Origin of the sequence: Brevundimonas sp. NPDC007368 (assembly GCF_042869015.1) — a bacterium.
Lineage (GTDB): Bacteria > Pseudomonadota > Alphaproteobacteria > Caulobacterales > Caulobacteraceae > Brevundimonas.
Map to the genome: position 1 here is coordinate 167791 of NZ_JBIAFA010000002.1, position 25635 is coordinate 193425.

24 protein-coding genes are annotated in these 25635 nt (G+C 67.2%); 10 read left to right on the forward strand and 14 right to left on the reverse strand.

Going from position 1 to position 25635, the window contains the following annotated elements; translation table 11 throughout:
- Nucleotides 1-244: 244 nt before the first annotated feature.
- Entirely contained in the window at nucleotides 245-1720 is a 1476-nt protein-coding gene (locus ACFYLW_RS04440; RefSeq protein ID WP_390182899.1) for a S10 family peptidase, read from the forward strand.
- 179 nt (nucleotides 1721-1899) lie between these two features.
- Here the strand turns inward: ACFYLW_RS04440 and purM are convergent, their stop codons facing one another.
- A complete protein-coding gene (gene purM, locus ACFYLW_RS04445; protein ID WP_312062048.1) occupies nucleotides 1900-2937 on the reverse strand; it encodes a phosphoribosylformylglycinamidine cyclo-ligase in 1038 nt (345 codons plus the stop codon).
- An 81-nt stretch (nucleotides 2938-3018) separates the two neighbouring features.
- On the opposite strand from purM, the gene rnd reads away from it, so the two are divergent.
- The gene (rnd, locus tag ACFYLW_RS04450) at nucleotides 3019-4170 is read left to right on the forward strand and encodes a ribonuclease D (RefSeq protein ID WP_296177950.1); all 1152 of its coding nucleotides are present in this window, start codon (nucleotides 3019-3021) and stop codon (nucleotides 4168-4170) included.
- 3 nt (nucleotides 4171-4173) lie between these two features.
- Here rnd and ACFYLW_RS04455 read toward each other — a convergent pair whose 3' ends face one another.
- Genes ACFYLW_RS04455 through ACFYLW_RS04470 form a run of 4 tightly spaced genes read right to left on the reverse strand, consistent with a single transcriptional unit; the run spans nucleotide 4174 to nucleotide 9017 of the window.
- Entirely contained in the window at nucleotides 4174-4545 is a 372-nt protein-coding gene (locus tag ACFYLW_RS04455; protein WP_312062042.1) for a VOC family protein, read from the reverse strand.
- Between the two features lie 12 nt (nucleotides 4546-4557).
- Nucleotides 4558-6060 (reverse strand): Ppx/GppA phosphatase family protein, encoded by a 1503-nt coding sequence (locus ACFYLW_RS04460; RefSeq protein WP_312062040.1) that lies wholly within the window; start codon nucleotides 6058-6060, stop codon nucleotides 4558-4560.
- A complete protein-coding gene (locus ACFYLW_RS04465) occupies nucleotides 6060-8291 on the reverse strand; it encodes an RNA degradosome polyphosphate kinase (protein WP_312062038.1) in 2232 nt (743 codons plus the stop codon). The genes ACFYLW_RS04460 and ACFYLW_RS04465 overlap by 1 nt, the downstream gene beginning before the upstream one ends.
- A gap of 48 nt (nucleotides 8292-8339) precedes the next feature.
- Nucleotides 8340-9017 (reverse strand): DnaA ATPase domain-containing protein, encoded by a 678-nt coding sequence (locus tag ACFYLW_RS04470; RefSeq protein WP_292082558.1) that lies wholly within the window; start codon nucleotides 9015-9017, stop codon nucleotides 8340-8342.
- A 175-nt stretch (nucleotides 9018-9192) separates the two neighbouring features.
- On the opposite strand from ACFYLW_RS04470, the gene aspS reads away from it, so the two are divergent.
- A complete protein-coding gene (aspS, locus tag ACFYLW_RS04475) occupies nucleotides 9193-11022 on the forward strand; it encodes an aspartate--tRNA ligase (RefSeq protein WP_312062034.1) in 1830 nt (609 codons plus the stop codon).
- 72 nt (nucleotides 11023-11094) lie between these two features.
- On the opposite strand, the gene ACFYLW_RS04480 is transcribed toward aspS, so the two are convergent.
- The 3 genes from ACFYLW_RS04480 to ACFYLW_RS04490 all read right to left on the reverse strand — a co-directional run bounded on the left by ACFYLW_RS04480 (nucleotide 11095) and on the right by ACFYLW_RS04490 (nucleotide 15289).
- Nucleotides 11095-12009 carry a pentapeptide repeat-containing protein gene (locus tag ACFYLW_RS04480; RefSeq protein WP_292082560.1) on the reverse strand — a complete coding sequence of 305 codons (915 nt, stop codon included), beginning with the start codon at nucleotides 12007-12009 and terminating at the stop codon, nucleotides 11095-11097.
- Between the two features lie 65 nt (nucleotides 12010-12074).
- On the reverse strand, nucleotides 12075-12566 hold the full coding sequence (locus ACFYLW_RS04485; RefSeq protein ID WP_312062032.1) for a pentapeptide repeat-containing protein: 492 nt from the start codon (nucleotides 12564-12566) through the stop codon (nucleotides 12075-12077).
- 59 nt (nucleotides 12567-12625) lie between these two features.
- On the reverse strand, nucleotides 12626-15289 hold the full coding sequence (locus ACFYLW_RS04490; protein ID WP_312062030.1) for a TSCPD domain-containing protein: 2664 nt from the start codon (nucleotides 15287-15289) through the stop codon (nucleotides 12626-12628).
- Between the two features lie 218 nt (nucleotides 15290-15507).
- Between ACFYLW_RS04490 and ACFYLW_RS04495 the strand changes: the two genes are divergently transcribed.
- The gene (locus ACFYLW_RS04495) at nucleotides 15508-15900 is read left to right on the forward strand and encodes an NADH:ubiquinone oxidoreductase subunit NDUFA12 (protein WP_292082563.1); all 393 of its coding nucleotides are present in this window, start codon (nucleotides 15508-15510) and stop codon (nucleotides 15898-15900) included.
- The gene (locus ACFYLW_RS04500) at nucleotides 15897-16586 is read left to right on the forward strand and encodes a DUF2155 domain-containing protein (protein ID WP_312062027.1); all 690 of its coding nucleotides are present in this window, start codon (nucleotides 15897-15899) and stop codon (nucleotides 16584-16586) included. The genes ACFYLW_RS04495 and ACFYLW_RS04500 overlap by 4 nt, the downstream gene beginning before the upstream one ends.
- On the opposite strand, the gene aat is transcribed toward ACFYLW_RS04500, so the two are convergent.
- The 4 genes from aat to aroQ are packed head-to-tail and all read right to left on the reverse strand — an operon-like array spanning nucleotide 16553 to nucleotide 19609.
- Entirely contained in the window at nucleotides 16553-17248 is a 696-nt protein-coding gene (gene aat, locus ACFYLW_RS04505) for a leucyl/phenylalanyl-tRNA--protein transferase (RefSeq protein WP_312062025.1), read from the reverse strand. The genes ACFYLW_RS04500 and aat overlap by 34 nt on opposite strands.
- A 6-nt stretch (nucleotides 17249-17254) precedes the next feature.
- Nucleotides 17255-18607 carry an acetyl-CoA carboxylase biotin carboxylase subunit gene (gene accC, locus ACFYLW_RS04510; protein ID WP_292082567.1) on the reverse strand — a complete coding sequence of 451 codons (1353 nt, stop codon included), beginning with the start codon at nucleotides 18605-18607 and terminating at the stop codon, nucleotides 17255-17257.
- Between the two features lie 8 nt (nucleotides 18608-18615).
- Nucleotides 18616-19113, reverse strand: coding sequence for an acetyl-CoA carboxylase biotin carboxyl carrier protein (accB, locus tag ACFYLW_RS04515; RefSeq protein WP_292082568.1), 498 nt, complete (start codon nucleotides 19111-19113; stop codon nucleotides 18616-18618).
- Nucleotides 19114-19153: 40 nt separating this feature from the next.
- Nucleotides 19154-19609, reverse strand: coding sequence for a type II 3-dehydroquinate dehydratase (gene aroQ / locus ACFYLW_RS04520; protein ID WP_292082569.1), 456 nt, complete (start codon nucleotides 19607-19609; stop codon nucleotides 19154-19156).
- A gap of 219 nt (nucleotides 19610-19828) precedes the next feature.
- Between aroQ and ACFYLW_RS04525 the strand changes: the two genes are divergently transcribed.
- From ACFYLW_RS04525 to ACFYLW_RS04545, 5 genes are all read left to right on the forward strand, one after another.
- Nucleotides 19829-20239 (forward strand): hypothetical protein, encoded by a 411-nt coding sequence (locus ACFYLW_RS04525; protein ID WP_312062022.1) that lies wholly within the window; start codon nucleotides 19829-19831, stop codon nucleotides 20237-20239.
- Between the two features lie 136 nt (nucleotides 20240-20375).
- Nucleotides 20376-20573, forward strand: a complete 198-nt coding sequence (gene thiS, locus ACFYLW_RS04530) for a sulfur carrier protein ThiS (RefSeq protein ID WP_312062020.1) — start codon at nucleotides 20376-20378, stop codon at nucleotides 20571-20573.
- 182 nt (nucleotides 20574-20755) lie between these two features.
- Entirely contained in the window at nucleotides 20756-21544 is a 789-nt protein-coding gene (locus ACFYLW_RS04535; RefSeq protein WP_312062018.1) for a thiazole synthase, read from the forward strand.
- A gap of 84 nt (nucleotides 21545-21628) precedes the next feature.
- Nucleotides 21629-22738, forward strand: a complete 1110-nt coding sequence (locus ACFYLW_RS04540; protein WP_312062016.1) for a hypothetical protein — start codon at nucleotides 21629-21631, stop codon at nucleotides 22736-22738.
- A 33-nt stretch (nucleotides 22739-22771) separates the two neighbouring features.
- Complete coding sequence (locus ACFYLW_RS04545) at nucleotides 22772-23323, forward strand: hypothetical protein (RefSeq protein WP_312062014.1); 552 nt, start codon at nucleotides 22772-22774, stop codon at nucleotides 23321-23323.
- 55 nt (nucleotides 23324-23378) lie between these two features.
- On the opposite strand, the gene ACFYLW_RS04550 is transcribed toward ACFYLW_RS04545, so the two are convergent.
- Both ACFYLW_RS04550 and ACFYLW_RS04555 read right to left on the reverse strand, forming a co-directional pair.
- Nucleotides 23379-24182 (reverse strand): thioredoxin domain-containing protein, encoded by an 804-nt coding sequence (locus ACFYLW_RS04550; RefSeq protein ID WP_312062012.1) that lies wholly within the window; start codon nucleotides 24180-24182, stop codon nucleotides 23379-23381.
- A gap of 34 nt (nucleotides 24183-24216) precedes the next feature.
- Nucleotides 24217-25629: a M48 family metalloprotease gene (locus tag ACFYLW_RS04555; protein WP_312062011.1), complete on the reverse strand. Its 1413-nt coding sequence runs from the start codon at nucleotides 25627-25629 to the stop codon at nucleotides 24217-24219.
- Between the last annotated feature and the right edge of the window lie 6 nt (nucleotides 25630-25635).

Genomic DNA, 25635 nt, shown 5'->3' on the forward strand with positions numbered 1-25635 from the left:
ACCGTCGTCGCCTCTTGGCAAGCCCATGCCGCTGATCAGGGCGTCATAAAGTCCGTTGCCGGACGGCCCCGCTTGGCGTTAGCGTCCCGCCGCCGGGCTGTCCGGCGCGTGAGGGGGAGTTTCAAAATGCGTCATCTGCTTACTGCGGCCTGTGCGGCGGCAATCCTGGCCGTGCCGATGGTTTCCATGGCTCAGGAAGCCTCCGGCGGCGGTTCCGGCCCCTTTTCGCTCGGCTTCGGACCGCTTGCGCAACGCCAATGCCGAGCAGGTCGAGCGCAACTGGGCTCGCGCCACGCCGGAAGAGAAGGAGGTGACGACCAGCCATTCGATCACCGCCCACGGCCGCGCGATGCGCTACAAGGCCACGGTCGGCACCCTGACCATTCGCGACGACGCCGGGATGCCGACGGCCAGCCTCTTCTACGTCGCCTACACCCTGGACGGTCAGCCGGTCGGCCGCCGCCCGGTGACCTATCTCTACAACGGCGGGCCGGGCTCGCCGACGGTCTGGCTGCACATGGGCGCCTTCGGCCCGGTGCGGGTGCTGACGGACGATCCGGTGGTCGAGCGCCCGGCGCCGTTCAACGTCGGCCCCAACGACATGACCCTGCTGGACAAAACCGACCTGGTCTTCATCGACATGGTCGGCGCCGGTTACTCGCGCCCGCTGGCCGAGACGCCGGGTTCGGCCTTCTGGGGCGTGGATCAGGACGCGGACGCCTTCACCCGCGCCATCATGCGCTACACCAGCAAGTTCAACCGCTGGTCCAGCCCCAAGTATGTGCTGGGTGAAAGCTACGGCACCCTGCGCACCGGCGCGGTGGCGCATCAGTTGGAAAGTCGGGGCATGTCGCTGAACGGCGTCATCCTGCTGTCGTCGATCATGAACTATGGCGTGCGCCAGCCGGGCTATGCCCAGAACTTCATCACCCTGCTGCCGACCTATGCGGCGACGGCCTGGTATCACAACAAGGTGCCGAACCGCCCGGCCACAGTCGAGGCCCATGTCCAGCGGGCGCGCGACTTCGCCATGGGGCCCTATGCGGCGGCTTTGGCCAAGGGGCACATGATCTCGGACGCCGAGCGCGCCCAGATCGCCCAGCAGATGAGCGAGCTGATCGGCCTGTCGCCGACCTTCATCGACAACGCCAACCTGCGGGTCGAGCTGTCGCCCTTCCGCAAGGAGCTGCTGCGGGATCGGCGCGAGACGATCGGCCGTCTGGACACCCGCTATCTGGGCATGGACGCCGACGCCGTGGGCGGTGAGCCGGAAGAGGACCCGTCGAGCAGCGCCATCACCGGGGCCTATTTCGGCGTCTTCAACGACTACATCGCCAATACGCTGAACTTCCGCACCGACATGGACTATCGCCAGTCGGCGCGCGGCCTGCCGGGCTTCAACTGGAACTGGAGCCACCGTCCGCCGGTGGGCGGGATGCAGACCACGCCGAACACGGCGATCGACCTGGCCACGACCATGCGGCGCAATCCGCATCTGAAGGTGCTGGCGCTGAACGGCTACTACGACGCCGCCACGCCCTTCTTCTCGACCGAGTTCGACCTGGCCCAGATGATGCTGGAGCCGAAGCTGCGCCAGAACCTGGAGTTCACCTACTATGAGGGCGGGCACATGATGTACACGAGCCGCAAGGCGCTGGAGGAACTGCACGTCGATCTGGCCAAGTTCTACGACGAGACCCAGAACGGCGGGGTTCGGTAGCAAACCCTTCTACCGCTCATCCCGGCGGACGCCGGGATTCAGTCCTTTGGTTTCAGGCTTTGGTGTTTGAGGTTCTCACTGGGCCCCGGCGTCCGCCGGGGTGAGCGGATTGAGAAGCTGGCGAAGAAAAAGGCCCCGGTCGCGAGACCGGGGCCTTTGTCGTTTCAGGCGCTGGAAGCTCAGGCGGCTTCCAGTTGTCCGCAGATGAAGGCTTCTTCGCCCGCGTTCAGCAGGGCGGCCAGGACCGGCTCGGCGTTTTCCGGCGAGACGATCAGGATGAAGCCGACGCCGCAGTTGAAGGTTCGGCGCAGTTCGTGGTCGGAGATGCCGCCGACGACGCCCAGCCACTCGAAGACGGGGGGCAGGGACCAGGCGTTCCAGTCGAAGGCGGCCTGCAGGCCCTCGGCGATGCAGCGCGGCGGGTTTTCGATCAGGCCGCCGCCCGTGATGTGGGCCGCGCCCTTGACCAGACCGGCCTTCATCAGGGGCAGGACCGGCTTCACATAGATGCGGGTCGGCTCCATCAGGGCCTGGGCCAGGGTCTTGTCCTTGGCGAAGGGGGCGTCGTCGCCCCAGGCCAGGCCGGACTTTTCGACCACCTTGCGGATCAGCGAATAGCCGTTGGAGTGCGGACCCGAGGAGGCCAGGCCGATGATGACGTCGCCGGCCTTCTGCTGATCCAGATAGGGCAGGACCTGACCGCGCTCGACCGCGCCGACCGAAAAGCCGGCCAGGTCATAGTCGCCGCCCGAATACATGCCCGGCATTTCGGCCGTCTCGCCGCCCACCAGGGCGCTGCCCGATTGGCGGCAGCCCTCGGCGATGCCGGCGACGACGCGACGCGCGGCGTCCACGTCCAGCTTGCCCGTGGCGTAGTAGTCCAGGAACATCAGCGGCTCGGCGCCCTGCGCCAGCAGGTCGTTGACGCACATGGCGACCAGATCGACGCCCACGCCGTCATGACGGCCGGTTTCGATGGCGATCTTCAGCTTGGTGCCGACGCCGTCCGTCGTGGTGACGATCAGCGGGTCTTCAAAACCGGCGGCCTTGAGGTCGAACAGGGCGCCGAATCCGCCCAGCGAAGCCTCGGCGCCGGGGCGGCGAGTCGACTTGGCGAGGGGTTTGATCGCATCGACCAACATTTCTCCGGCGTCGATATCCACGCCCGCATCGGCGTAGGTGAGGCCGTTTTTCAGGGCTTCGGGGGTGTCGCTCATCGGTCACGGCTCGAAATCGGGGGCGAAAATCTGTCGCAGCGCTCTTGCCACGACGGCGTCGCGCGGGGCTATAGCATCGGAATGACGCCAATCACCACCAATGACGCGCTAATCGACTTCTGCGAACGCCTGGCCAAGGCCCCGTTCATCACGGTCGACACCGAATTCATGCGCGAGACGACCTACTGGCCCAAGCTGTGCCTGATCCAGGCCGCTTCGCCGACGGACGCCGCGATCATCGACCCGATGGCCGAGGATCTGGACCTGGAGCCCTTCCTCGCCCTGCTGCGCGACGAATCGATCATCAAGGTCTTCCACGCCGCCCGTCAGGACGTCGAAATCTTCAACCGCCTGGGCGCCATGCCCAAGCCGATGTTCGACACCCAGGTCGCCGCCATGGCCGCCGGCTTCGGCGATCAGGTCAGCTATGAGCAGCTGGTCCGTCAGATGCTGCGTCAGGAACTGGACAAGGGCAGCCGCTTCACCGACTGGGCGCGTCGCCCGCTGTCGGACGCGCAACTGGTCTATGCCCTGGGCGACGTGACGCACCTGGCGGCCCTCTATCCCAAGCTGCGCGACCGGCTGCAGAAGGAAGGTCGTCTGGACTGGGTCATGTCCGAAATGGGCGCCCTGACCGACCCGGCCCTCTATGACACCACGCCCGAGAATGCCTGGAAGCGCCTGAAGCCCAAGAAGTTCAGCGCCAAGTATCTGGCCGCCTTCGTCGCCGTCGCCGTCTGGCGCGAGCGCGCGGCCCAGGAACGCGACCAGCCGCGCGGCCGTATCCTGAAGGACGAGGGCATCGACGAGATCGCGGTGCAGGCCCCGACCGATCCCGAGGCCTTCAACCGTCTGCGTTCGGTGCCCAAGGGCTTCGGCGGTTCGCGCCTGGGTCTGGAGCTGGCCGCCGAGCTGAAGCGCGTTCTGGCCGACCCGGAAGCCCATGCGCCCAAGCTGGAGCGCCCGGCGCACAGCCAGCCGGCCCCGCCCTCGGTGGTCGAACTGCTGAAGGTGCTGCTGAAGGCCAAGAGCGACAACGCTGGCGTGGCCACCAAGCTGATCGCCAACGTCGCCGATCTGGAAAAGATCGCCAATGACGACAACGCCGACGTCGAAGCCATGAAGGGCTGGCGCCGTCAGCTGTTCGGCGAGGACGCGCTGAAGCTCAAGAAGGGCGAGATCGCCCTGGTGCTGAATGGCTCGCGGGTCGAGGTCGTCGAAATCGAAGGCTAGGGCTTAGGAAGCCGGCGGCGACGCCGGCTCCCACAGTTCGATCGGATTACCCTCGGGGTCATGGATGCGCGCGAAGCGTCCGATCTCGGGGGTGGCGTCCCATTCCGGCTTGGTGATGACCTCGATCCCGGCGGCCTTCAGCGAGGCGATCAGGTCGTCCAGTCCCTCGACCCGCAGGTTCAGCATCCAGCGGTGGTCGGCGGCGAAATAGTCGCTGTCTTCCTTGAACGGGGCGAAGACCGTCGGTCCCGCCTGCTGGTTCCAGATCCAGACGTTTTCCGGCGCCCCGACGCCTAGGTGGGTCAGATACCAGTCGGCCAGGGCCTTGGCGTCCTTGGCGCGGAAGAAGAAACCGCCGATTCCGGTCACGGGCATGGGATCGTTCCTCTAGATTTTCAGCGTCAGGTTCATGGCCTCGGCCAGAGCCTTGGCGCGGCGGCGAGTCTGTTCGCCCAGCAGCATGTCGGCGTAGCCCTCGGCGGCGGTGATCCGCAGCGCGCCCTTCTCGACGGTGGCGGCGGCGTTGGCCAGCAACTGCGGCGAGCGGCCCGACAGGTCGCAGGCCAGCCGCATAGCCAGGCCCAGGGCGCGGGCGCGCTTCTGGCCAGGCGCCGACAGCAGACGATCGACGGCGTCCGGCGACGGCGTCTTGGCCTCGCCGCCGTAACGGGCGTTCATGGCCACCGCCAGGAAGGCTCGCTCGGCGTGGGTCTGGCCCGGAATGGGCGAACGAAGCACCTGATCGAAGACCAGATCCACCCGGTGGTCAGGGTGCAGGCGGGCGCCGAGGTCGGCCAGACGACAGACCGAGGCGGTCAGCAGGGCGTCGCGTTCCTCGCCAAAGGCCTCGGGCATGGCTGAGACGACAGGTTGCAGCCAGCCGTCCAGGGCGCGCGGCAGGGCCGGGTCCACGCCTTGCCGTCCGCCCCAGGCGGAACAGCCGGCCAGCAGGGGATCGACCGCCGCCATCTCGGGCGACAGGCCCGCGTAAAGCAGACCCTCGCGCACGCCCCAGGCGGAAAAGGTGATGGATCTCAGCCCCAGGGCCTCGATCAGTCCGTCCAGCACCAGGGCGGCGTAGGGCAGGGTCTCGGCCCGGCGCTTGGACACGCCCGGCAGCTTCTCCAGCGAGGCCTTGGACTGACGCGCCACCAACCGGGCCAGATCACGCGCATCGGCGGCGCTCATGGCGTATTCGTGGACGATCCGCAGCGGATGGTCCGTCTGGGCCATGTGCATCTGGGCCAGGCTGCGCCAGGCCCCGCCGACGGCGTGCAGTTCGGTCGTGGCGTAAGCATCGGCGATGGGCGCCAGCCGCTTGGCGATGCGGCCACGCAAGCGGTCGACGTCGAAGCCCTTGGGGTCAACCAGTGAGAAGGGGCCTAGCGGCAGGGTCACGCCCTTATCGAGCGGGCGATTGCGTCCGCCGTTGCCGATCCGGGTCAGCTCCAGACTGGCGCCGCCCATATCGGCGGCCACGCCGCGCGAGCCCGGTGCGCCTGCCAGAACGCCAAGCGCCGAATAGCGGGCTTCCTCCTCGCCGCTGAGGACGCGGACCTGCAGGCCCGTCTCGGCGGCCACGCGGGCGCAGAAGTCGGCGCCGTCCTCGGCCTCGCGCACGGCGGCGGTGGCGGCGATGATGGTCTGGTCCGGCTGGACGCCCTCGATGACGGCGGCGAAGCGGCGCAGCGCCGTCATAGCAGCGACGACGCCGGGCACCGACAGGCGCCGGGTCGCGGCCAGATCACGACCCAGACCGGCCAGGACCTTCTCGTTGAACATGGTCCAGACCGCCCGGCCTTCCAGCCGATACAAGACCAGGCGCACCGAGTTGGAGCCGATGTCGATGACGGCGATCTGGCGCGAGGGATATTCAGCCTCGACGCCCATCAGCGATGCTTCCGAGGCTTGAGCCCTGCGTAGGACAGGGCGCCGGGCAGGGTCTTCACCTTGCGGCCGCGGCCCGACAGGCTGGGATTGGTCATGAAGTACTTGTGGGCCGAGAAGGGACGTTCGGGACCGGAGGGCGTGACTCGGCGATAGGTCCCGTCGGCGGCCAGGGTCCAGCTCTGGGCGTCGTCCTTCAGGTTGGCGACCATGATCTGATCCAGCACCTGATCATGGACCGTGGCGTTCAGGATGGGCGTCATCAGTTCGACGCGGCGATCCAGATTGCGCGGCATCCAGTCGGCGGACGAGATGTAGAGTTTGGCCTTGTTGCTGGGCAGGTCGTGGCCGTTGGCGAAAGCGACGATGCGGCTGTGTTCCAGGAAGCGGCCGACGATCGACTTGACCCGGATATTCTCCGACAGACCCGGCACGCCGGGACGCAGGCAGCAGATGCCGCGAATGACCAGTTCGATGCGAACGCCCTGCTGGCTGGCGCGGTACAGGGCGTCGATGATCTCCGGATCGACTAGGGCGTTCATCTTGGCCCAGATGGCGGCGGGCTTGCCCTTGGCGGCGGCGGACATCTCCTTGCCGATCATTTCCAGCAGGCTGGTCTTCATGTTCAGCGGCGAGACGACCAGGGCTTCCAGCTCATCTGGCTCGGCATAGCCGGTGATGTAGTTGAACACCCGCGTGGCGTCCTGACCCAGGACGGGGTTGCAGGTGAACAGGCTGAGGTCAGTGTAAATCTTGGCCGTCGTCGGGTGATAGTTGCCGGTGCCGAAGTGGCAGTAGGTGCGCAGGGCGTCGCCCTCGCGACGCACCACCACGCTCAGCTTGGCGTGGGTTTTGTACTCCACGAAGCCGAAGACGACGTGGACGCCGGCCCGTTCCATCTGCCGCGCCCAGCGCAGGTTGGCCTCTTCGTCAAAGCGCGCCTTCAGTTCGATCAGGGCGGTGACGTTCTTGCCGTTCTCGGCCGCCTCGATCAGGGCGGCGACGATGGGGCTGTCCTTGGAGGTGCGGTACAGCGTCTGCTTGATGGCGATGACGTTGGGATCGCGCGCGGCCTGTCGCAGGAACTGGACCACCACGTCGAAGCTCTCGAACGGGTGGTGGATCAGCATGTCCTTTTCGCGGACCGCCGCGAAGATGTCGCCGCCGTTGTCGCGGACGCGCTCGGGATAGCGCGGCTCATAGCCCTTGAACTTCAGGTCGGGGTGCCCGCCGGGGATCAGTTCGGCCAGTTGCGCCAGCCCTAGCATCCCCTCCACCAGAACCACGTCCTGCGGCTGGGCGTGCAGTTCGGCGATGATGAAGTCGCGCAGGTCCTCGGGCATGGAGGCCTGGATCTTGATGCGGACGACCGAGCCCATGCGACGCTGCTTCAGCGCCTCCTCGAACTCCATGACCAGGTCTTCGGCCTCTTCCTCGATCTCGATGTCCGAGTCGCGGATCAGGCGGAACAACCCCTTTTCCAGAATCTCGCAGCCCGGAAAGAGGTGGTCGATGAACAGCAGCAGCATGTTCTCGAGCGAGACGTAACGCTTGCGGCCCGGCGCCGAACGGCCGTCGGTGGCCAGAGCCCAGAAGCGCCGCACCTGGGTCGGCACCGGCACCAGGGCGTAGAGGACGCGGTGGTCGCTGTTCCGGCGCAGCTTCAGCGCCAGCGAGAAGCCGAGGTTGGGCAGGAAGGGGAAGGGGTGGGCGGGATCGATCGCCATCGGCGTCAGCACGGCGAACAGCTGATTCAGGAACTCGGGTTCCAGACGCTCGCGTTCGGTGCGGGTGATCTTGGCGGCCTCGACCACCTCGATGCCCCCGGCGGCCATTTCCTTGCGCAGGACGCGCCAGCGGCGCTGCTGTTCGGCCATCAGGCCCCCGGCCGCGGCGTTGACCTGTTCCAGCTGTTCGGCGGGGGTTAGACCATCGGGCGAGACGACGCGGACGCGCTCGCGCACCTGACCTTTCAGGCCCGCCACGCGGGTCATGAAGAACTCGTCCAGGTTGTTGGCCGAGATGGAGAGGAAGCGGACCCGCTCCAGCAGCGGGTGGCCCTCGTTGGCGGCTTCTTCCAGCACACGCCCATTGAAGGCCAGCCAGGACAGCTCGCGGTTGATGAAGCGCTCGGGCGAGTTCATCAACGCCTCGGACAGCTCCAGCTGGGGCGCGCGCGAGGAGGGGACTTCCTCACCGGTGTTATCGACGGCGATGGGCGCGATTTCAGTCATTTGACTGTTGTCGCGCGGGCCTGTGACGGCTGCAACCGCGATATGAAGTTATCCGTCAGACAGTTCGTCGCTGTCGCCCAGAACCTGACGGGCCAGAACGCGCGTGACGGGGCGGTGGTAGGCGTCCAGTTGATCGACAATGCGTTCGACTGCGTCGGCCGAGCGGTCGATGCGACGGGCCAGATAGTCCACGACTTCCTCGCCCGGCGTGATGTTGCGGGTGGCGAAGGCGCGCTTGAGCATGGCCCCCAGCACGACGTCGTCGGGCGCTTCGATCCCCACGGTGCGGATGGCGTTCAGGCGCGAGCGCAGATCCGGCAGGTCGCAGGCCCAGGCCCCAGGCGGATCGCGTGACACCAGCAGCAGGGCGCCGCCGCCCGACTGCGTCAGGTTGATCAGGTGGAACAGGCTCTCGTCATCGGCGTCCTGGGCGCGGTCCAGAAGGACGAACTGGCCTTCCAGTTCCAGCGGATCGACCAGGGCGGCCTCGGCGCCGTGCAGGGCGAGGGCGCCCGTGCGTTCGACCCAGGCGGCGGCGAGATGGCTTTTGCCGCTGCCGGGCGGTCCGAAGATCGACAGGATCGAGCCCGCCATCTCGGGCCAGGTCGCCAGCACCGACGTGGCGGCGGCATTGGAATCGGACACCGCGAAATCCGCCGCGCGTTGCGACGCCTCCTGCCGCAGCGGCAGGCGCAATTGCTGGATGTCGGAACCGAGGGCGGTCATGAACTGAACCATAGCAGAGGCCATCGGACGCGCTGTGGGCAGGTTCCCGGCGGCGGTGGACAACCGCGCGGCGCTGTGGATTTAGCCGCCAGCCTTGACTTTCCGGGGCGATGATGGGCCTTTCGCCCCTCCTAATTCACGCTGTTCTACAGCCGTTTTCAGACGATATCCGATCATGCACGCCTATCGCACCCATACCTGCGGCGCCCTCCGTTCGACGGATGCGGGCGCGAATGTTCGTCTGTCGGGCTGGGTTCACCGCAAGCGCGACCACGGCGGCCTGCTGTTCATCGACCTGCGCGACCACTACGGCCTGACCCAGCTGGTGCTGCACCCCGAGACGCCGGGCTTCGAGGCCGTCGAGCGTCTGCGCGCCGAAAGCGTCATCAAGATCGACGGCGAAGTGGTCAGCCGCTCGGCTGAAACCACCAACGCCAACCTGCCCACGGGCGAGATCGAAGTGCGCGTCCTGTCGGTCGAGGTCCTGTCGGAAGCCGCCGAACTGCCGCTGCCGGTCTTCGGCGAGCCGGAATACCCGGAAGAGATTCGCCTCAAGAACCGCTTCCTCGACCTGCGGCGCGAGACCCTGCACAAGAACATCGTCCTGCGCTCCAAGGTGATCCACTCGATCCGCCAGCGCATGGTCGAGCAGGGCTTCCTCGAGTACCAGACGCCGATCCTGACGGCCTCGTCGCCGGAAGGCGCGCGCGACTTCCTGGTGCCGTCGCGCATGCACCCGGGCAAGTTCTACGCCCTGCCGCAGGCCCCGCAGCAGTTCAAGCAACTGCTGATGGTCTCGGGCTTCGACCGCTACTTCCAGATCGCCCCCTGCTTCCGCGACGAGGACCTGCGCGCTGACCGCTCGCTGGAATTCTATCAGCTCGACGTCGAGATGAGCTTCGTGACGCAAGAAGACGTCTTCGCCGCCATCGAGCCGCTGATGAACGGCGTCTTCAATGAGTTCGGCGAGGGCAAGCCGGTTTCGCCCATCGACGGGACCCACACCTTCACCAACGACTTCGGCCAGACCATGGAGCACAAGGGCTTCGAGCGTCTGACCTATGCCCAGTCGATGAAGTGGTACGGTTCGGACAAGCCGGACCTGCGTAACCCGATCAAGATGCAGGACGTGTCCGAGCACTTCCGTGACGGCGGCTTCGGTCTCTTCGCCAAGATCCTGGGCGCTGACGCCAAGAACGCCGTCTGGGCCATCCCGGCTCCGACCGGCGGCTCGCGCGCCTTCTGCGATCGCATGAACTCCTGGGCGCAGGGCGAGGGCCAGCCGGGTCTGGGCTACATCTTCTGGTCGGACGATCAGCAGGCCTGGGGCGGTCCGATCGCCAAGAACCTGGGTCAGGAGCCGACCGAGGCCCTGATGGCTTCCTTGGGTCTGGGCAAGGGCGACGCCGCCTTCTTCACCGCCGGCGACCCCGCCATCTTCGCCAAGTTCGCCGGTCTGGCCCGCACCCGCGTCGGCACGGAGCTGAAGCTGGTCGATGAAGAGCAGTTCAAATTCTGCTGGATCGTCGACTTCCCGATGTTCGAGTGGTCGGAAGAAGAGAAGAAGGTCGACTTCAGCCACAACCCCTTCTCGATGCCGCAGGGCGGTATGGAAGCCCTGGAGACCCAGGATCCGCTGACCATCCGCGCCTATCAGTACGACATCGTCTGCAACGGCTATGAGCTGTGCTCGGGCGCGATCCGGAACCACAAGGCCGAGATCATGCTCAAGGCCTTCGAGATCGCCGGCTACGACGCCTCGGTGGTCGAGGAGCAGTTCGGCGGCATGCTCAACGCCTTCCGCTTCGGCGCCCCGCCGCACGGTGGTCTGGCCCCCGGCATCGACCGCATCGTCATGCTGCTGGCCAACCAGACGGCTATCCGCGAGGTCATCGCCTTCCCGCTGAACCAGCAGGGTCAGGACCTGCTGATGAGCGCGCCCGCCGAGGCCGCCGACAAGCAACTGAAGGAACTGTCGATCCGCACGGCCCTGCCGCTCAAATAGGCGGTGTCGCGGCGTTGAAATGAAAAGGGCGGCTCGCGAGAGCCGCCCTTTTTGTTGGTCTGTTCGGTTGGCCTAGTGTCCCGAGGCGATGACCAGATTGCGCTGACGCGGCGGGATGGGCGGCGCAGGCGGGGCCGGAGGCGCTGGCGGCTTGCGAATGACGCGGATGCCGCCGACGCCGCCGCACGACCGCACCGTCAGGCCATTGGGCAAGCGGGTCGCGCCGTCGCCGCAGGCGTCGTGGATCTGATCCTGGGTCAGGCCGCGCGCGCCCGACAGGTCGGCGCCGCGAATGTCCGTGCGGTTCATCGAGGCGCCCGAGAAGTTGGCGCGATCGAAGCTGGCGCCTGTCAGGCGGGCGCTGTCCAGTGAGGCGTTGTTGAACTTGGCGCCGTCGAACACGCCATTGCTCAGGTTGGACGCGTTGATCTCGGCATTGGAGAAGTCGGCGCCGTTGGCGCGGACATTGGCCAGGGTCGAGCCGAACATCTCGCTGCTGTTGAACTTGGCGCGGGTCAGGACAGCGCGGTTGAAATTGGCGCCGTTCAGCTCGGCCGAAGAGAGGTTGGCGTCCTGAAAGTTCGTGCCGATCAGATTGGCGCCTGTGGCCTCGGCGCCGGTCAGATTGGCGCTGGTGAATACGGCGTTGGTGAAGTTGGCGCCCATCATTTCCACGCCCCGCATGTCAGCGCGGCTGAAATCACTGCCGGCGAAGTTCGAGCCGAGCAGCTCGGCCCCGCGCAGGGTGGCGCCGACCAGGGTGGCGTTGGTGAAGCTGGCGCCGGTGAAGGTAGCGCCCGACAGGTCCCGACCTGAAAGTTCGCAGCGGTTGCAGCTGCCGCCCAGCGAAACCATGCGGGCGACGTCGCGATCCTGCATCTGAGACAGGGTCATCGTCCCGGCGAAAGCGGGCGCAGCGACCAGCAGCCCCGAGAGGGCGGCGGCTGCGGGAGCCAGGGGACGGAGAAGGGCGAGCGGGCGTTTCATCACGATACCTAGATGCGCCTGTCGCCTGAAAAACCCTACTTAAATCGTGGTAACGATGGAGACCGTCAGCAGGCCGGAATGCGCAGGCCGCGCGGCAGGACCGTGGCGTCGTCGCCGCAGGCCTGATTGAGCTGGCCCTGGGTCAGGCCGACGACGCGCGCGAGCTGCGCGCCCGACAGATTGGTCCCGTTGAGCTTGGCGCCCGACATCGTGGAGCCGTCCAGATAGGCGCCGACGAAGCTGGCGTTGGTCAGGTCGGCCCCGGCGAAGTTGGAGCCCGAAAAGACGCCACCATAGGCTTCCACGTCGCGCATGTCGGCGCGCGAGAAGCGGGTGCGGTTCATGACCGACAGGCTGAGATCGGCCTGACGCAGCCGGGCGCCCGCCAGGTTGAGGCCGCGCACCTCCATGCCCGAGAAGTCGCCCTGGAAAAGGTTGCAGCCAGGGCAGCTGGCGCCGCCGCGCACGCGGGTGATCTGCGAGGCGTTCTGGGCGACGGCGGGCAGGGCCGTGGCGGCCACCAGCGAGGCGACGAGTGCGATTGCGAGACGGTTCATGCGAAGACTCCGGGCTTTGACATCGCCTCAGCAAGAAGCGGGCCGAAACAGCGTCTCAATCACCCCTGCATCTGCGGAGCCGCGCCGCAGGTGTCGCAAATCCAGCCCCCGCCGCGGTTCTGCAAGGCGAAGTCTCCGCATTGGGGACAGGCGACGGCCTCGGTCGGCGTGGCGGCGCGAAGGGGCTCGGGTTTGCGCCCAAATGGGACGACCACGAGGTTGTCGGGTGCGGCGCCGCGGGCGAAGCCCTTGGAGATGAAGCGCGCCGCCGGCACCGGCTCGGCGTCGTTGGTCGCGGCGGCGCCCAGGCCGTCGGGGTTGAGGCCCTCGGGTTCGGCGTTGGCCAGTTCCTGCCGCTCCAGATAGGAGACGCCCAGTTCGCGGAAGATGTAGTCGAGGATCGAGGTCGCTGAGCGGATCGAATCATTGCCGGTGACGCGTCCCGCCGGCTCGAAGCGGGTGAAGACGAAGGCGTCGACGAACTCGTCCAGCGGCACGCCGTATTGCAGGCCGATGGAGATGGCGATGGCGAAGTTGTTCATCAGGCTGCGGAAGGCGGCGCCTTCCTTGTGCATGTCGATGAAGATCTCGCCCAGTTCGCCGTCTTCGTACTCGCCGGTGTGGATATAGACCTTGTGCCCGCCGACGGCCGCCTTCTGGATATAGCCTTTGCGACGGTCCGGCAGCTTGCGCCGGGTGCGGTCGCGCTCGATGACCTTCTCGATCACCCGTTCGACGGGCTGCGCCTCGGGCTCGATACGGCGCTGCACAGGCGCGTCGGCCTCGACCAGCTCCAGGCGGAAGTCGGCGGGCGGCGCGGCGCGCCGCAGGACCACTGCGCGGCGACCGTCGCGGGCGGCCTGACCCAGGGCGCGGGCGGCCTGAAGAGGTCCGGCGCGCCAGTCGATCAGGTCCGGTGTGACGTCGGGCGCATCGCTATAAGGTTCGATGGCGCGCCGCAGCTCGGCTTCGAAATGTGCGGGGTCGGTAGTCAGGAGGTCGCGTAGCGCCTCAGGCGCGGCCGCCCAGCCGGACAGGTCGGAATGGCCGAAGGCGGCGGTTCGAGCCTCTTCGATCGCCTCGTCATCAAAGCCAAGGCGCGGCAACAGGTCGTCCCCGTCTTCGACTGAAAGGCCCAGAACGTCGCCGATGAATCCCGCGTCCAGAACGGGCGGGGTAAAGGCGGCGGCCAGTTGATTTGTTTGCGACAGCGCGAGTTCGACCGCCTCAAGCTCGACATCAGTGAAGCCTAGATCCCGCAGGGCCGAGTGGTTGACGCCTGGCGCGCCCATCAGACTGCGGCGGCCGAACAGTTGTCGCTCGGCGCCCTCGATGTCGCCGCCCGCGCGGGCGATGGCCCGAGCCAGCGAAGGTCGCAAGCGACGCTCGGGCTCGCCGTCTTCGGTCTGGAAGAGGTCGGTGGCGCCAAAGGGCGAGGCGCCGAGGCGCAGCTCCAGCTCCGCATCGCGCACGAACAGGTTGATCGCGGCATGTCGACGACCATGCTGTCTCATGACCTTGGTGTCGAACCCGCGCTGGCTGGCCATTTCGATGACTTCGTCGCCGATGACGTCCCATTCGGCGCAGGAGCCGCGTTCGGCGGCCATTTCGACCGAGACGGCGCTGGCGGCGGCCGAGACGCGGGCTCCGGCCGATGCCGCCAGGGGGATGGCGTTCTCGGCGTCGTTCGCGACGGCCCAGTCGGTCAGGCCGAACAGGCCGAGCCCGATCGGGCGCGCCGCGTCGCGGCGGCCGGTGTTGGCGGCGTTCGAGCCGATGCCGCCGCCGGTCTCAATCTCGAGAGCGATGACCCAGAGCCGCGTCAGGTCGTCCAGGGCAGCGTCGAAGGCGTCGCCGGCGACGGACGCCAAGGTCTGCAGATCTAGTGCGGCGCGAGCCTCTAGTGCGGCGTCCGCCAGAGCGTCGGCGTCGCGCGGGGAGAAGGTCAGCGCCAGATCGCCTTCGAGCGCCGCCGCAGCGACGGCAAGGGCTTCGGGGCTTCCCGAGGCGACGGCGTCGCGATGAGCCAGAACGGGTTGGACCGGAGGGGGCGCGTGTTCGCGCAGGGCAATGGTGAAGCTCTGGCCTTCAGCCGCGCGGAGGATGTCAGCGTCGCTCGCGCCGCAGCGGCGGGCGATCAGGGCGGCGCGGGCCAGGGCTGGATTGCGGGCGGGATCGGCACAGGCTGCCGGCGGGCCTTCGCAACGATCAACTGCGTCTGCAACGCCGCGCAGGGCTTCGGACAGCGCCTCGGCGGCGCGCGCCGACAGGCGTTCGCCGCGTCGCGCGGCGGTTAGATCGGCCAGCCGCTTGGCCGAGCCGGGGTCGTCGAGGGCGACGACGCCGGGAGCGCCTGCCTCTACAAGGTTCGCAGCGCCCGGCGCGGCGACGCCCAGAAGGAGGGTGGCGGACAGCTCGCTGGCGAAGGTGTCGGCGTCCTCGGTCGCGACGAACAGCCCTTGAGCCAGTCCCCATGCGCCGAGGCGATGCGCCCAGCGCTCGGCGGCTCCGCCCAGCCAGGCGTCGGGGGCTTCCCCGAGGGGGAAGACGCCGACGGGTAGGTCGGTCGGGAGGCCTTCGCACCAGTCCAACCAGGCCTCGACGCGAACATCGGTCCAGTTCGCGGGAGCGACAACGGACGTCACCACGCCCGGACGTTCGATGGTGCGCAGCTCCAATGCGACGAGGTCGGCGAGCTCGGAAAAACGGGGCTTGATGCGCATCTGACGTCTCCGCGCGTGTCCTGATCGTGACATTAACGACGCCTCGAAAGGCGTTTCAATAAATCTTGGGGCCTTGGTGCGGGTTACCCCCAAGATGTTGATGTCGGGCAGGGATACCGGAAACCGGTCTCGGGCTGGACGCGGGCGGCTCCGGTTTCTATGATCGTGCCGCGTCGCCGGACCTCCCTGGGCGACGGGATTCGAGTAGGTTCGACGACGTGCTGAGCAAGATCTTCACCTGGTGGAACGGCGCCACGATCGGCACCCTGTTCACCGTCGGCAAACGCGGCCAACTGGTCGGCACGGACGAGTTCGGCAACCGCTATTATCAGTCGCGCGACAGCGTCAGCTATGACGGCCGCCAGCGTCGCTGGGTCATCTATGACGGCTATGCCGAGGCGTCGAAGGTTCCGCCGGAATGGCAGGGTTGGCTGCGCTACACCTATGACGAGACCCCGGTCGAGAAGCCGCTGCCGCGCCGCGCCTGGGAAAAGGATCACCTGCCCAACCTGACCGGCACGCCGATGGCTTGGCGTCCGCAAGGTTCGCTGGCCAACGAAGGCAAGCGCCCCGCCGCCACCGGCGACTATCAGGCCTGGAGCCCGGAATGACCGCACGCCGCCTCCTGCTCGTCGGCGTGGCCGCAGCGGGACTGGCGGTCGCGGGCGCCGGCATGACCAGCGCCCTGATGGACCTGCCGCAGGACGCCGTGCCGGTTCAGGATCCGGTCGGCGATCTGCTGCGCGACACCAACCGCACGCCCTTGCAGAATCCGCAGGCCACGCCCCCTGCTCCTGCCACGACGCCGCAGGGCGCTACGCCATCGACGGCCGCTCCCGTGGCCGCGCCTGGCACGCCGATCGTCGTGGTGACGCCTGAGGCTGAGATCGCCGCTGTTCAGGAAGATGTGCCGCCCGAGGCCGAAGCCGAGACGCCCAAGGCCGCTTCCGGGCCCGTCGTCACGCCTGGCCGTCGCCAACGTCGCCCGGTCGCTATCATTCACGCCATCGACAAGGTCACGGCCGAATCCATGCGATTCGAAGTCGAGGTCGGCGGTCGTCCGGTCCGCTTCAACAAGACCCTGATCTTCAGCGCCCGCGCCTGCGAGGTCTCGGCCTCGGACGAGCAGACCGAGGACGCCATCGCCTATCTGGAAGTCGGGGTTCAGCCGCGCGGCGTGGTCGTGCCGACCGAGGCGCGTCAGATCTTCAAGGGCTGGATGTTCGCCTCATCGCCCGGCGTTAGCGGTCTGCAACACCCAATCTACGACGCCTGGGTGATTGGCTGTAAGGCATAGTCCACGGCCTCTGCGCCTGTCATGGGTGCGGTCAGGAGGGACTTGTCCGGCGTCAGACGCAGCGCCGGCTTAAGCAACCGCAGGTAGGCCGCTTGCGGCGTCTCCACCGCACCGAACTGGCTCAGGTGCTCGGTCAGGAACTGGGCGTCCAGCAGGCTCCAGCCGCCTTTGCGCAGTCGCGCCACCAGGTGCACCAGAGCGACCTTGGATGCGTCGCGCGCCCGGCTGAACATGCTCTCGCCGAAGAAGGCGCCGCCCAGCGTCACGCCATAGAGGCCGCCGACCAGAACCTCGTCCCGCCAGCACTCGATGCTGTGGGCGCAGCCGCGCAAATGCAGCTGCAGGTAGAGCGAGCGGATCGGGTCATTGATCCAGGTGTCCTCGCGACCCTCGGCGGACGCGGCGCAGGCGCTCAGGATGGCGTCGAAGGCCGTGTCGACGCGCACCTGAAACGGCTCGCCCCGAACGGTGCGACGCAGACGGCTGGGAATGTGAAAGCGATTGAGCGGGATGACGCCCCGCTGGTCCGGCTCGACCAGAAAGACACGCGGGTCGTCGCGCGCCTCCGCCATGGGAAAGACGCCGCGAGCGTAGCAGGCCAGCAACTCCTCGGGTCCGAAGACGCTGGAGGGGCTGCTGGCGCTGAACTCGGGTTCGTCCAAGAGGGGTTAGGCCTTGGCCTTCTGGGCGGCGGCCCACTTCTCCAGCCAGTGGATGTCGTAGTCGCCCGACAGGATGTCCGGCTCCTGCAGCAGCTTCTGGAACAGGGGGATGGTGGTGTCGATGCCGCCGATGACCATTTCGTTCAGGCTGCGCTTGAGGCGGGCCAGGGCCTCCTCGCGGTCGCGGCCGTGAACGATCAACTTGCCGATCAGGCTGTCGTAGTAGGGCGGGATCGAATAGCCGGCGTAGATAGCGCTATCCAGACGCACGCCCAGGCCGCCCGGGGCGTGGAAGTCCGTGATCGTGCCCGGCGACGGGGTGAAGGTCTCGGCGTTCTCGGCGTTCACCCGGACCTCGATGGCGTGACCTTCGAAGTGGATGTCCTCTTGGGTGAAGGACAGCGGCAGGCCAGCGGCGATGCGGATCTGTTCGCGGACCAGATCGACGCCCGTGATCATTTCCGTGACCGGATGTTCGACCTGCAGGCGGGTGTTCATCTCGATGAAGAAGAACTCGCCGTCTTCCCACAGGAACTCGATGGTGCCGGCGCCTAGGTAGCCGATGGCGGCGATGGCCTTGTTGACCGTCTCGCCAATCTTCTTTCTGCCTTCAGCGGAAAGCGCGGGCGAGGGGGCCTCTTCCAGCACCTTCTGGTGACGGCGCTGCAGCGAGCAGTCGCGTTCGCCCAGGTGGACGACGTTGCCGTGGCTGTCGGCGATGACCTGGATCTCGATGTGACGCGGCTTCTGGAGGTAGCGCTCCATGTAGACGGCGCCGTTGCCGAAGGCGGCCTTGGCCTCGGTCTGGGCCGTCTGCACGGCCTCGACCAGGTCGTCGGGCGTCATGGCCACCTTCATGCCGCGACCGCCGCCGCCGGCGGCGGCCTTGACGATCAGGGGGAAGCCGATCGACTTGGACGCCTCGATGGCGGCCTCGACCGTCTCGACTTCGCCGTCAGAGCCGGGGACGACGGGGATGCCCGCGTCCTTGACCGTCTGCTTGGCGGTGATCTTGTCGCCCATCACGCGGATGTGGTCGGGCTTGGGACCGATGAAGGTCAGGCCGTGGGCCTCGATGATCTCGGCGAAGCGGGCGTTTTCCGACAAGAAGCCATAGCCCGGGTGGATCGCCTGGGCGCCGGTGATCTCCGCCGCCGCGATGATCTGCGGGATGTTCAGATAGGACTTGGCCGCCGGGGCCGGGCCGATGCAGACGCTTTCGTCGGCCAGCCGCACCCACATGGCGCCGCGGTCGGCTTCCGAGTGCACGGCGACGGTGGAGATGCCCATCTCCTTGCACGCCCGGTGGATGCGCAGGGCGATTTCGCCGCGGTTGGCGATCAGGACCTTGGTGAACATGGCTGGTCTCAGGCTTCCAGCAGAACCAGGGCTTCGCCGAACTCGACCGGCTGGGCGTCTCCGACCAGGATTTCCGACACGACGCCGTCGCGCGGGGCCTGGATCGGGTTCATGGTCTTCATGGCCTCGACGATCAGCAGGGTCTGGCCCTTCTTGACCTTGTCGCCCGGCTTCACGAACTGCGGGGCTTCCGGCGAGGGCTGCAGGTAGGCGGTGCCGACCATCGGCGACTTCACCTCTTCGCCCTTGCGCGAAACGATCGTGGCCGGGTCCGACGGCATCGAGGCCGGGGCGGCGGCGGCGACCGGCGCGGCGTGAGCGATCGGGGCCGGGGCGGCGGCGTACTGGATCGGGGCGGCGGCGACGGTGACTTCACGGGCGACGCGGATGCGCAGTTCGCCGCGCTCGACCTCGATCTCGGTCAGGTCGGTGTCGTTCAGGATGTCGGCCAGGCTGCGGATCAGGCCTGCGTCGATGGCGTCGTTCTTGTGCTTGTCGTCGGACATGGGGGTCTCTTCTACTTGATCTTCTTGCGGCGCGAGGGGGTCAGCCCTTGGCTCCGGCGCGGCGCGCCAGATCCAGAGCGGCCCGGACGGCCAGTTCGTAGCTGCGAGGGCCGAAGCCGGCGATGACGCCGGTCGCGGCCAGGGAAACATAGGAGTGATGCCGGAACGCCTCGCGCGCGGCGGGGTTCGACAGGTGACATTCCACCACGGGGATGCTCAGCGTCTTCAGGGCGTCCAGCAGGGCCACCGAGGTATGGGTGAAGGCGGCCGGATTGATGACCAGGGCGTCGGCCTCGGACCGGGCTTCCTGAATCCAGTCGACCAGTTGGCCTTCGTGGTTTGATTGCTTGAACACCACGCGCGCGCCCTCGGCCGCCGCCTCGCACATGGCCTGAACATCGGCCAGGGTCTCATGGCCATAGATGTCCGGCTCCCGAACCCCGAGAAGGTTCAGGTTCGGCCCGTTCAGGACATACAGGGTCAGGGTTTCGGGCATTCGCTCGCAAAACAGGCGCGCCGTGTCCGCGCGGAATCGAGCGCGCGTTGTAGCTCAGGTGGCGCGCGGCGCAAAGCGGGTGGGTGAAAAGGTTGACGTGGGGGCAGGCGGGGGCGGGGGAGCGGGGTTGAGGGGGGGCGTTGGAGCGGCCTCATTGAACGACCGCCATGGGTGGGAAGCGGATATTGACGTTTGGACGGAGTCGCTGTCGTTAAACGCATGACCGTCCGCAAAAAAATAACGCTTCAAGACTTTTTCGAGCGTATCTCATCGGAGTTTCTCTATCAGCATCCAAAGGCGCGACTGAGGATTAATGGAGATGATGGCCTTCTTATCTGGCGCAGGAATGGGCTTAAGACCGGCGTTGTGGTCAGTCCCTCTCTAAAGGGAGCGTTCGTCTTTCTCGGCCATGCCCGCGTTCAGGTCGAGGCGGTCACTGAATGTGTTGCCATACTTAAGGCGATCTTCGCCGGAGAGATTATCGAAGTGACGGCAACCGGTCGCGACGCCGACATTTGGATGGCCCACGCCTCCGCTCCTGGCGCCCACATCAATAAGTATGACCGAAGCAGAAGCGTCGAGGTCCCCGTCTTTGCGCAAATGGATTTCCGATCTTGGCCATCTGACTGATGCCGCCGCCTCCGTTCCCAACGGGTAGAAAGCAGACATAGGCTCGGGGATTTGATGTCTCTGGCCTGAACCCTCATTATTATGCGCGTCACTTGAGAGAGGCTAGGCCTCCGCACGCACCCTTGGAGCGAACAGTTTGCGTATCGAAGTCAACGGCGAGGGGCGGGACACCGCCGCCACGACCATTCTGGGCCTGGTTCAGGAGTTGTCGCTGGACCCCAAGAAGGTGGCGGTCGAGCGCAATCTGGAGATCGTGCCGCGGTCGCTGCACGGCGAAATGGCGCTGGCCGAGGGCGACAAGATCGAGCTGGTGCAGTTCGTGGGGGGCGGCTGACAATTAGTCCGCTCATCCCCGCGGAGGCGGGGACCCAGTTCTTTGGCAAACAAGCTTGTTGTTTGAAGGTGGTGCGTGGGGCTCTCACTGGGTCCCCGCCTCCGCGGGGATGAGCGGGAAGGGGGAGATCAAATCCCGCAACGCCGCTTCCCCCCGACGCACGGCGGCGCTAGGTCAGGAGCATGACCGATACAGCCCCCCGCACCGACAGCTGGACCGTCGCCGGCCGCACCTTCAACTCGCGCCTGATCGTGGGCACCGGCAAGTACCGGGACTACGCCCAGAACGCAGCGGCGGCCGAGGTCTCGGGCGCCGAGATCGTCACCGTGGCGGTGCGTCGGGTGAACCTGACCGATCCGAACCAGCCGGTGCTGACGGACTTCATCGACCCGAAGAAATACACCTATCTGCCCAATACGGCGGGCTGCTTCACCGGCGAGGACGCGGTGCGGACCCTGCGCCTGGCGCGCGAGGCGGGCGGCTGGACCCTGGTGAAGCTGGAAGTCCTTTCGGACCAGCGCACCCTGTTCCCCGACATGGAAGAGACCCTGCGGTCGCTGAAGCTGCTGACCGCAGAGGGCTTCGAGGTCATGGTCTATTGCACCGACGATCCCGTCTATGCGCGCAAGCTGGAGGACGCGGGCGCGGTGGCCATCATGCCGCTGGGCGCGCCGATCGGTTCGGGCCTGGGCGTGCAGAACCCCATCAACATCCGCCTGATCGTCGAGCAGTCCAAGGTGCCGGTCCTGGTCGACGCGGGCGTGGGCACGGCCTCGGACGCCGCCATCGCCATGGAGCTGGGCTGTGACGGCGTGCTGATGAACACGGCCATCGCCGAGGCGCGCGACCCCATCCTGATGGCCAGCGCCATGAAGCACGCGGTCATCGCCGGGCGGGAATCCTATCTGGCCGGACGCATGAAGAAGCGTCTCTATGCTGATCCGTCATCGCCGCTGGCCGGTCTGATCTAGGGCGCAACCCAGTCCGCGACCTTGGGGCCGCTTGCGGCCTCGCTTCCCGGCGCGCACTCTCCCGGCGACTGAGGGAGAGGGATGATGCGCTTCGGATGGATGGCCTGCTCGGCCTTGGCGGCCTGCATGATCGGGCCGATGGCGGTGGCGGACGCCACGGCGGACAAGGCCGTGCGCGACCTGCTGGACCAGCCCCAGGTCTGCGGTCCGGGCGGATCGGCCATCGGGGCGATCCCGACCAACGACATCGTCATGGTCGAGGGCTTTGGAACCGGCGGCTTCAAGATCGACACGGCCAACCCCGAGGCCCAGGCCTGGTTCGACCATGGCGTGCGGCTGCGCTGGGCGTTCGAGCACACCGAATCGGTGCGTGCTTTCCGCAAGGCGCGGGCGCTGGACCCGTCGTGCGGCATGTGCGCCTGGGGCGAGGCCTGGGCCATCGGCCCCAATCTGAACGGCGGCGGGCAGGACAAGGCCTCGATCGAGGCGGCGCGCAAGGCCGCGCGCGACGCCCGCGGTCTGGCCCGTGACGCGACGCCGGTGCAGCGCCAAATGATCGACGCCCTGATCCAGCGCTATTCCGGTTCGGAAAAGAGCCGCGCCGACCGCTTCGCCCAGCGCATGGACCGGATCGCGCGTCAAAACTCCGATGACGGGGCCATCGCCAACATCACCGCCGACGCCTGGCTGCTGGCCGCCGACGAATGGTGGGACGACGAGGGCAAGGCGGCTGATCCGGCCATCCCGCGCGCCATGGGCCTGCTGGAGCGGGCGCTGGCCAAGGACCCGAACGATCCGGGCGCGATCCACCTCTATATCCATCTGACCGAATGGTCTGACGACCCGCACAAGGCCATTCCCTACGGCGAGAAGCTGGCGCTTCTGGCCCCGGCGGCCAGCCATCTGGTACATATGCCGTCGCATACCTATTACCGCGTTGGCCGCTATCGCGATGCGATGGAGAGCAACGTCAACGCCGTGGCGCTGGACCGGCGTTATGACGCTCTGGCCAAGCCGCCGGGCGGGGTGCCGGCGATGCGGCTGCACGCCCACAACATCCACTTCGGCATGGGCGGCGCCCTGATGGCCGGGGGCGGTGAGGAGGGGCTGAAGCTCGCCGACTGGTTCCTGGCCACCTATCCGAACATCGGCGCCCAGGAATACTGGCGCCAGATCGTCGCCAACAACGCCTAAGCCCTGTACGGCCGCTTCGGCGCGCCGGAACAGGTGGCGGCGCTGAAGGAGCCGCCGGCCACCCATCCCTTGCTGCGCATCAGCTGGCGCTATGCGCGGGGCGAGGCGGCGGCGAGGGCCGGCGACGCCGCCGCCGTTCGGGTCGAGGCGGACGCCATAAAGGCTCTGCGCGAAGCCACGCCCTTCAGCGGACCGATGGCTGAGCAGCGTGCGGTCTTCACCGAATTGTCGCAGCGGATTCTGGAAGGTCGGGCGGCCATGATCGAGGGTAATGCGAGCGCCGCCGTCGCCGCCTTCACCCGCGCCGCCCAGATTCAGGCCATGGACGACGAGGGCGGCGACCCGCCGATCATCTGGTATCCGACGCGCCGCAGTCTGGCGGCGGCCCTGCTGGCCAGCGGCGACGCTGTCGGGGCCAAGGCCAAGGTCGAGGAGTTGCTGAAGGACTGGCCCAGCGACCCCTACAGCTATTTCGTGCTGGCCGAGGCCGAGCGGAAGCTGGGGAACGCCGACGCCGCCGCCGAGGCGACGCGACGTTCAAACATCGAGTGGATCGGCGGCGAGCGGTCGCTGGCGGCGGCTTAGCGCCCTAACACGCGTGACGTCACCCCCGCGACCAGCCCGAGGGTGACGGGAAAGATCAGTGCTTGGCTTCTTCGATCATCTTGGCGACGGCTGCGGGCTCGATGCTGGCGCTGGCCTTGCCGTTGATGAAGAAGGTCGGGGTGCCCTGCAGGCCCAGGGTCGCCGCCGTGGTGTGGATGTCGGTGACGTGGCGGGTCATTTCGGGCGAGGCGATGGCGGCCTGGGCCTTGGTCATGTCGACGCCGTGCGCGACCAGGATGGCGTCGATGGCCGCGCGGTCCAGGGCGCGTTCGGTCATCAGGGCGTCATAGACCTCCAGATACTTGCCCTGCTGATGCGCGGCCAGAGCGGCGCGGGCGGCGTATTGTGAGGTGACGTCGTCGCCACGGTCCAGGATCGGCCAGTCCTTGAACACGAAGCGGACGTCTGGGTGGGCGGCCATCAGGGTGCGGTAGTCGTGGGCGACGGCCTTGCAGCCCGGGCAGCGGAAGTCAAAGAACTCGATCACCGTCACCTTGGCGTCGGCGGGGCCGAAGCTGGGGTCGCGGGCGTCATGGGCCAATAGAGCCGGGTTTGCCTTGACGGCGGCGTTGATGGCCTGGACGCGGGATTGCTCTTCATTCGCCTGACGCGCGGCCAGGACCTCGTCCAGCACCTGCGGGTTCTCGATCAGATAGGCGCGGACGCGCCCGCCGAAATCACCGCCAGTCAGATAGGGTGCGACCGACACGCCCAGAGCCAGAACCGAGACGGCCAGAGCCGCGCCCGCCACGGTCTTGCCGGACAGAGACGACAGGATGCTGCCCTTCGGCGCAGGCGTTTGGGTCTGAGGGGCGTCGGGGCGGGCGTCGTTGGTCATTAAAGGTCTCGGTATCGGGAAAGGTGGGCGGGCGTCAGCCGTTGGGCAGGATGACGCCGCGACTGTTGCGCTGCTCGTTGCGGCGCTCCGCATCAGTGATGTCTTTTTCCGAGGCGCCCGACGACAAGACGATGTCGGTGGCGCGTCGCCATTCGATGGAGTTGCGGTCCAGCATGTCGCGAGCGCGCATGGCGAACTGGTTGGCCTGTTCGGTGCGGCCCAGTGCGAACCAGTATTCGGCCGAGGCCAGACGCGCTTCGCCTTCCTTGCCCTGGCTGGCGTAGGCCTGGCCCAGCAGGCGCCAGGCCAGGGTGTTATCCCTCTCCAACGCGACGGCGCGCTTCAACTGATCGACGGCGGCGTCCAGATTGGCGGCGTCACTGGTTTCAATCAGGGCGTGGGCCAGGTTGATCTTCAGAAGGGGGGCGTCGGGCTTCAACTCGACCGCCTTCTGATGGGCGCCGATGGCCTCGGCCGGGCGGCCTTCCTCGAACAGGATCTGGCCCTTCAGTTCCCAGAAGTAGGGATTGGCGGGCTGCTCGATCAGCAGGTCGTCAACGGCGCCGAGGGCCTTGTCCGTCTGGCCGTCGCGATACCAGGCGATGGCGCGGGCGTAGCGGGCGGGCAGGGAGGTGTTGGACGATGGATAGTCGCGCAAGGTCGCGTTCGGCGTGTCCATGAAGGAGCGGATCTTGGCGACCACCAGGGCGTGCTGGGCCATCCGCTCGGGGCTGTCCTGGTGATTGTAATGGGCGGCCGCTTCGACCGGACGACGCAGGGATTCGATGCGTTGGGACGACAGTGGGTGGCTGCGGAAATAGGGATAGCGACGCTGATCCGAGAAGACTTCCTGCGAGCGGAAGTTCTCGAAGAACTCGACCATGCCCTTGCCGGACTCGCCGGCGCGTTCCAGGGCGCGGGCGCCGGTGATGTCGGCCTCGCCTTCCTGACTCTGCATATAGCGCAGGGCGCCGAGAGTGCCGAAATACTGGCTGGAGGCCAGAAGCGCCGCGCCCGCGTCCGGCGCGCCGGCGATCGCGGCCAGAGCGCCAAGGGCCATGGTCATGATCATCGGCTGCATGCCGGCGTTCTGGGCGCCGTCGCGCAGGGTGTGGCGATTCTTGATGTGGCCAGCCTCGTGGGCGATCACGCCCAGAAGCTGGTTGGGGGTCTTGGTCTGCAGGATCAGGCCGGTGTTCAGGCCCATGATCCGCCCGCGTGTGGCGAAGGCGTTCAGGTCGTTATCGTTGACCAGCAGGATCTCGACCTCGGTCGGGTCCAGCCCCATGGCGACGAAGACCGGTTCGGACCAGTCATGGATGATCCCTTCGATCTCGGTGTCGCGGATCAGACTCTGGGCCGAGGCTGATCCGGCCGCACCCAGCACCGCCACGATGGCCGTGGCGGTAGCAAGGATGCGGGATGCGACACGGGGAAGCCTGGTCATGGCGTG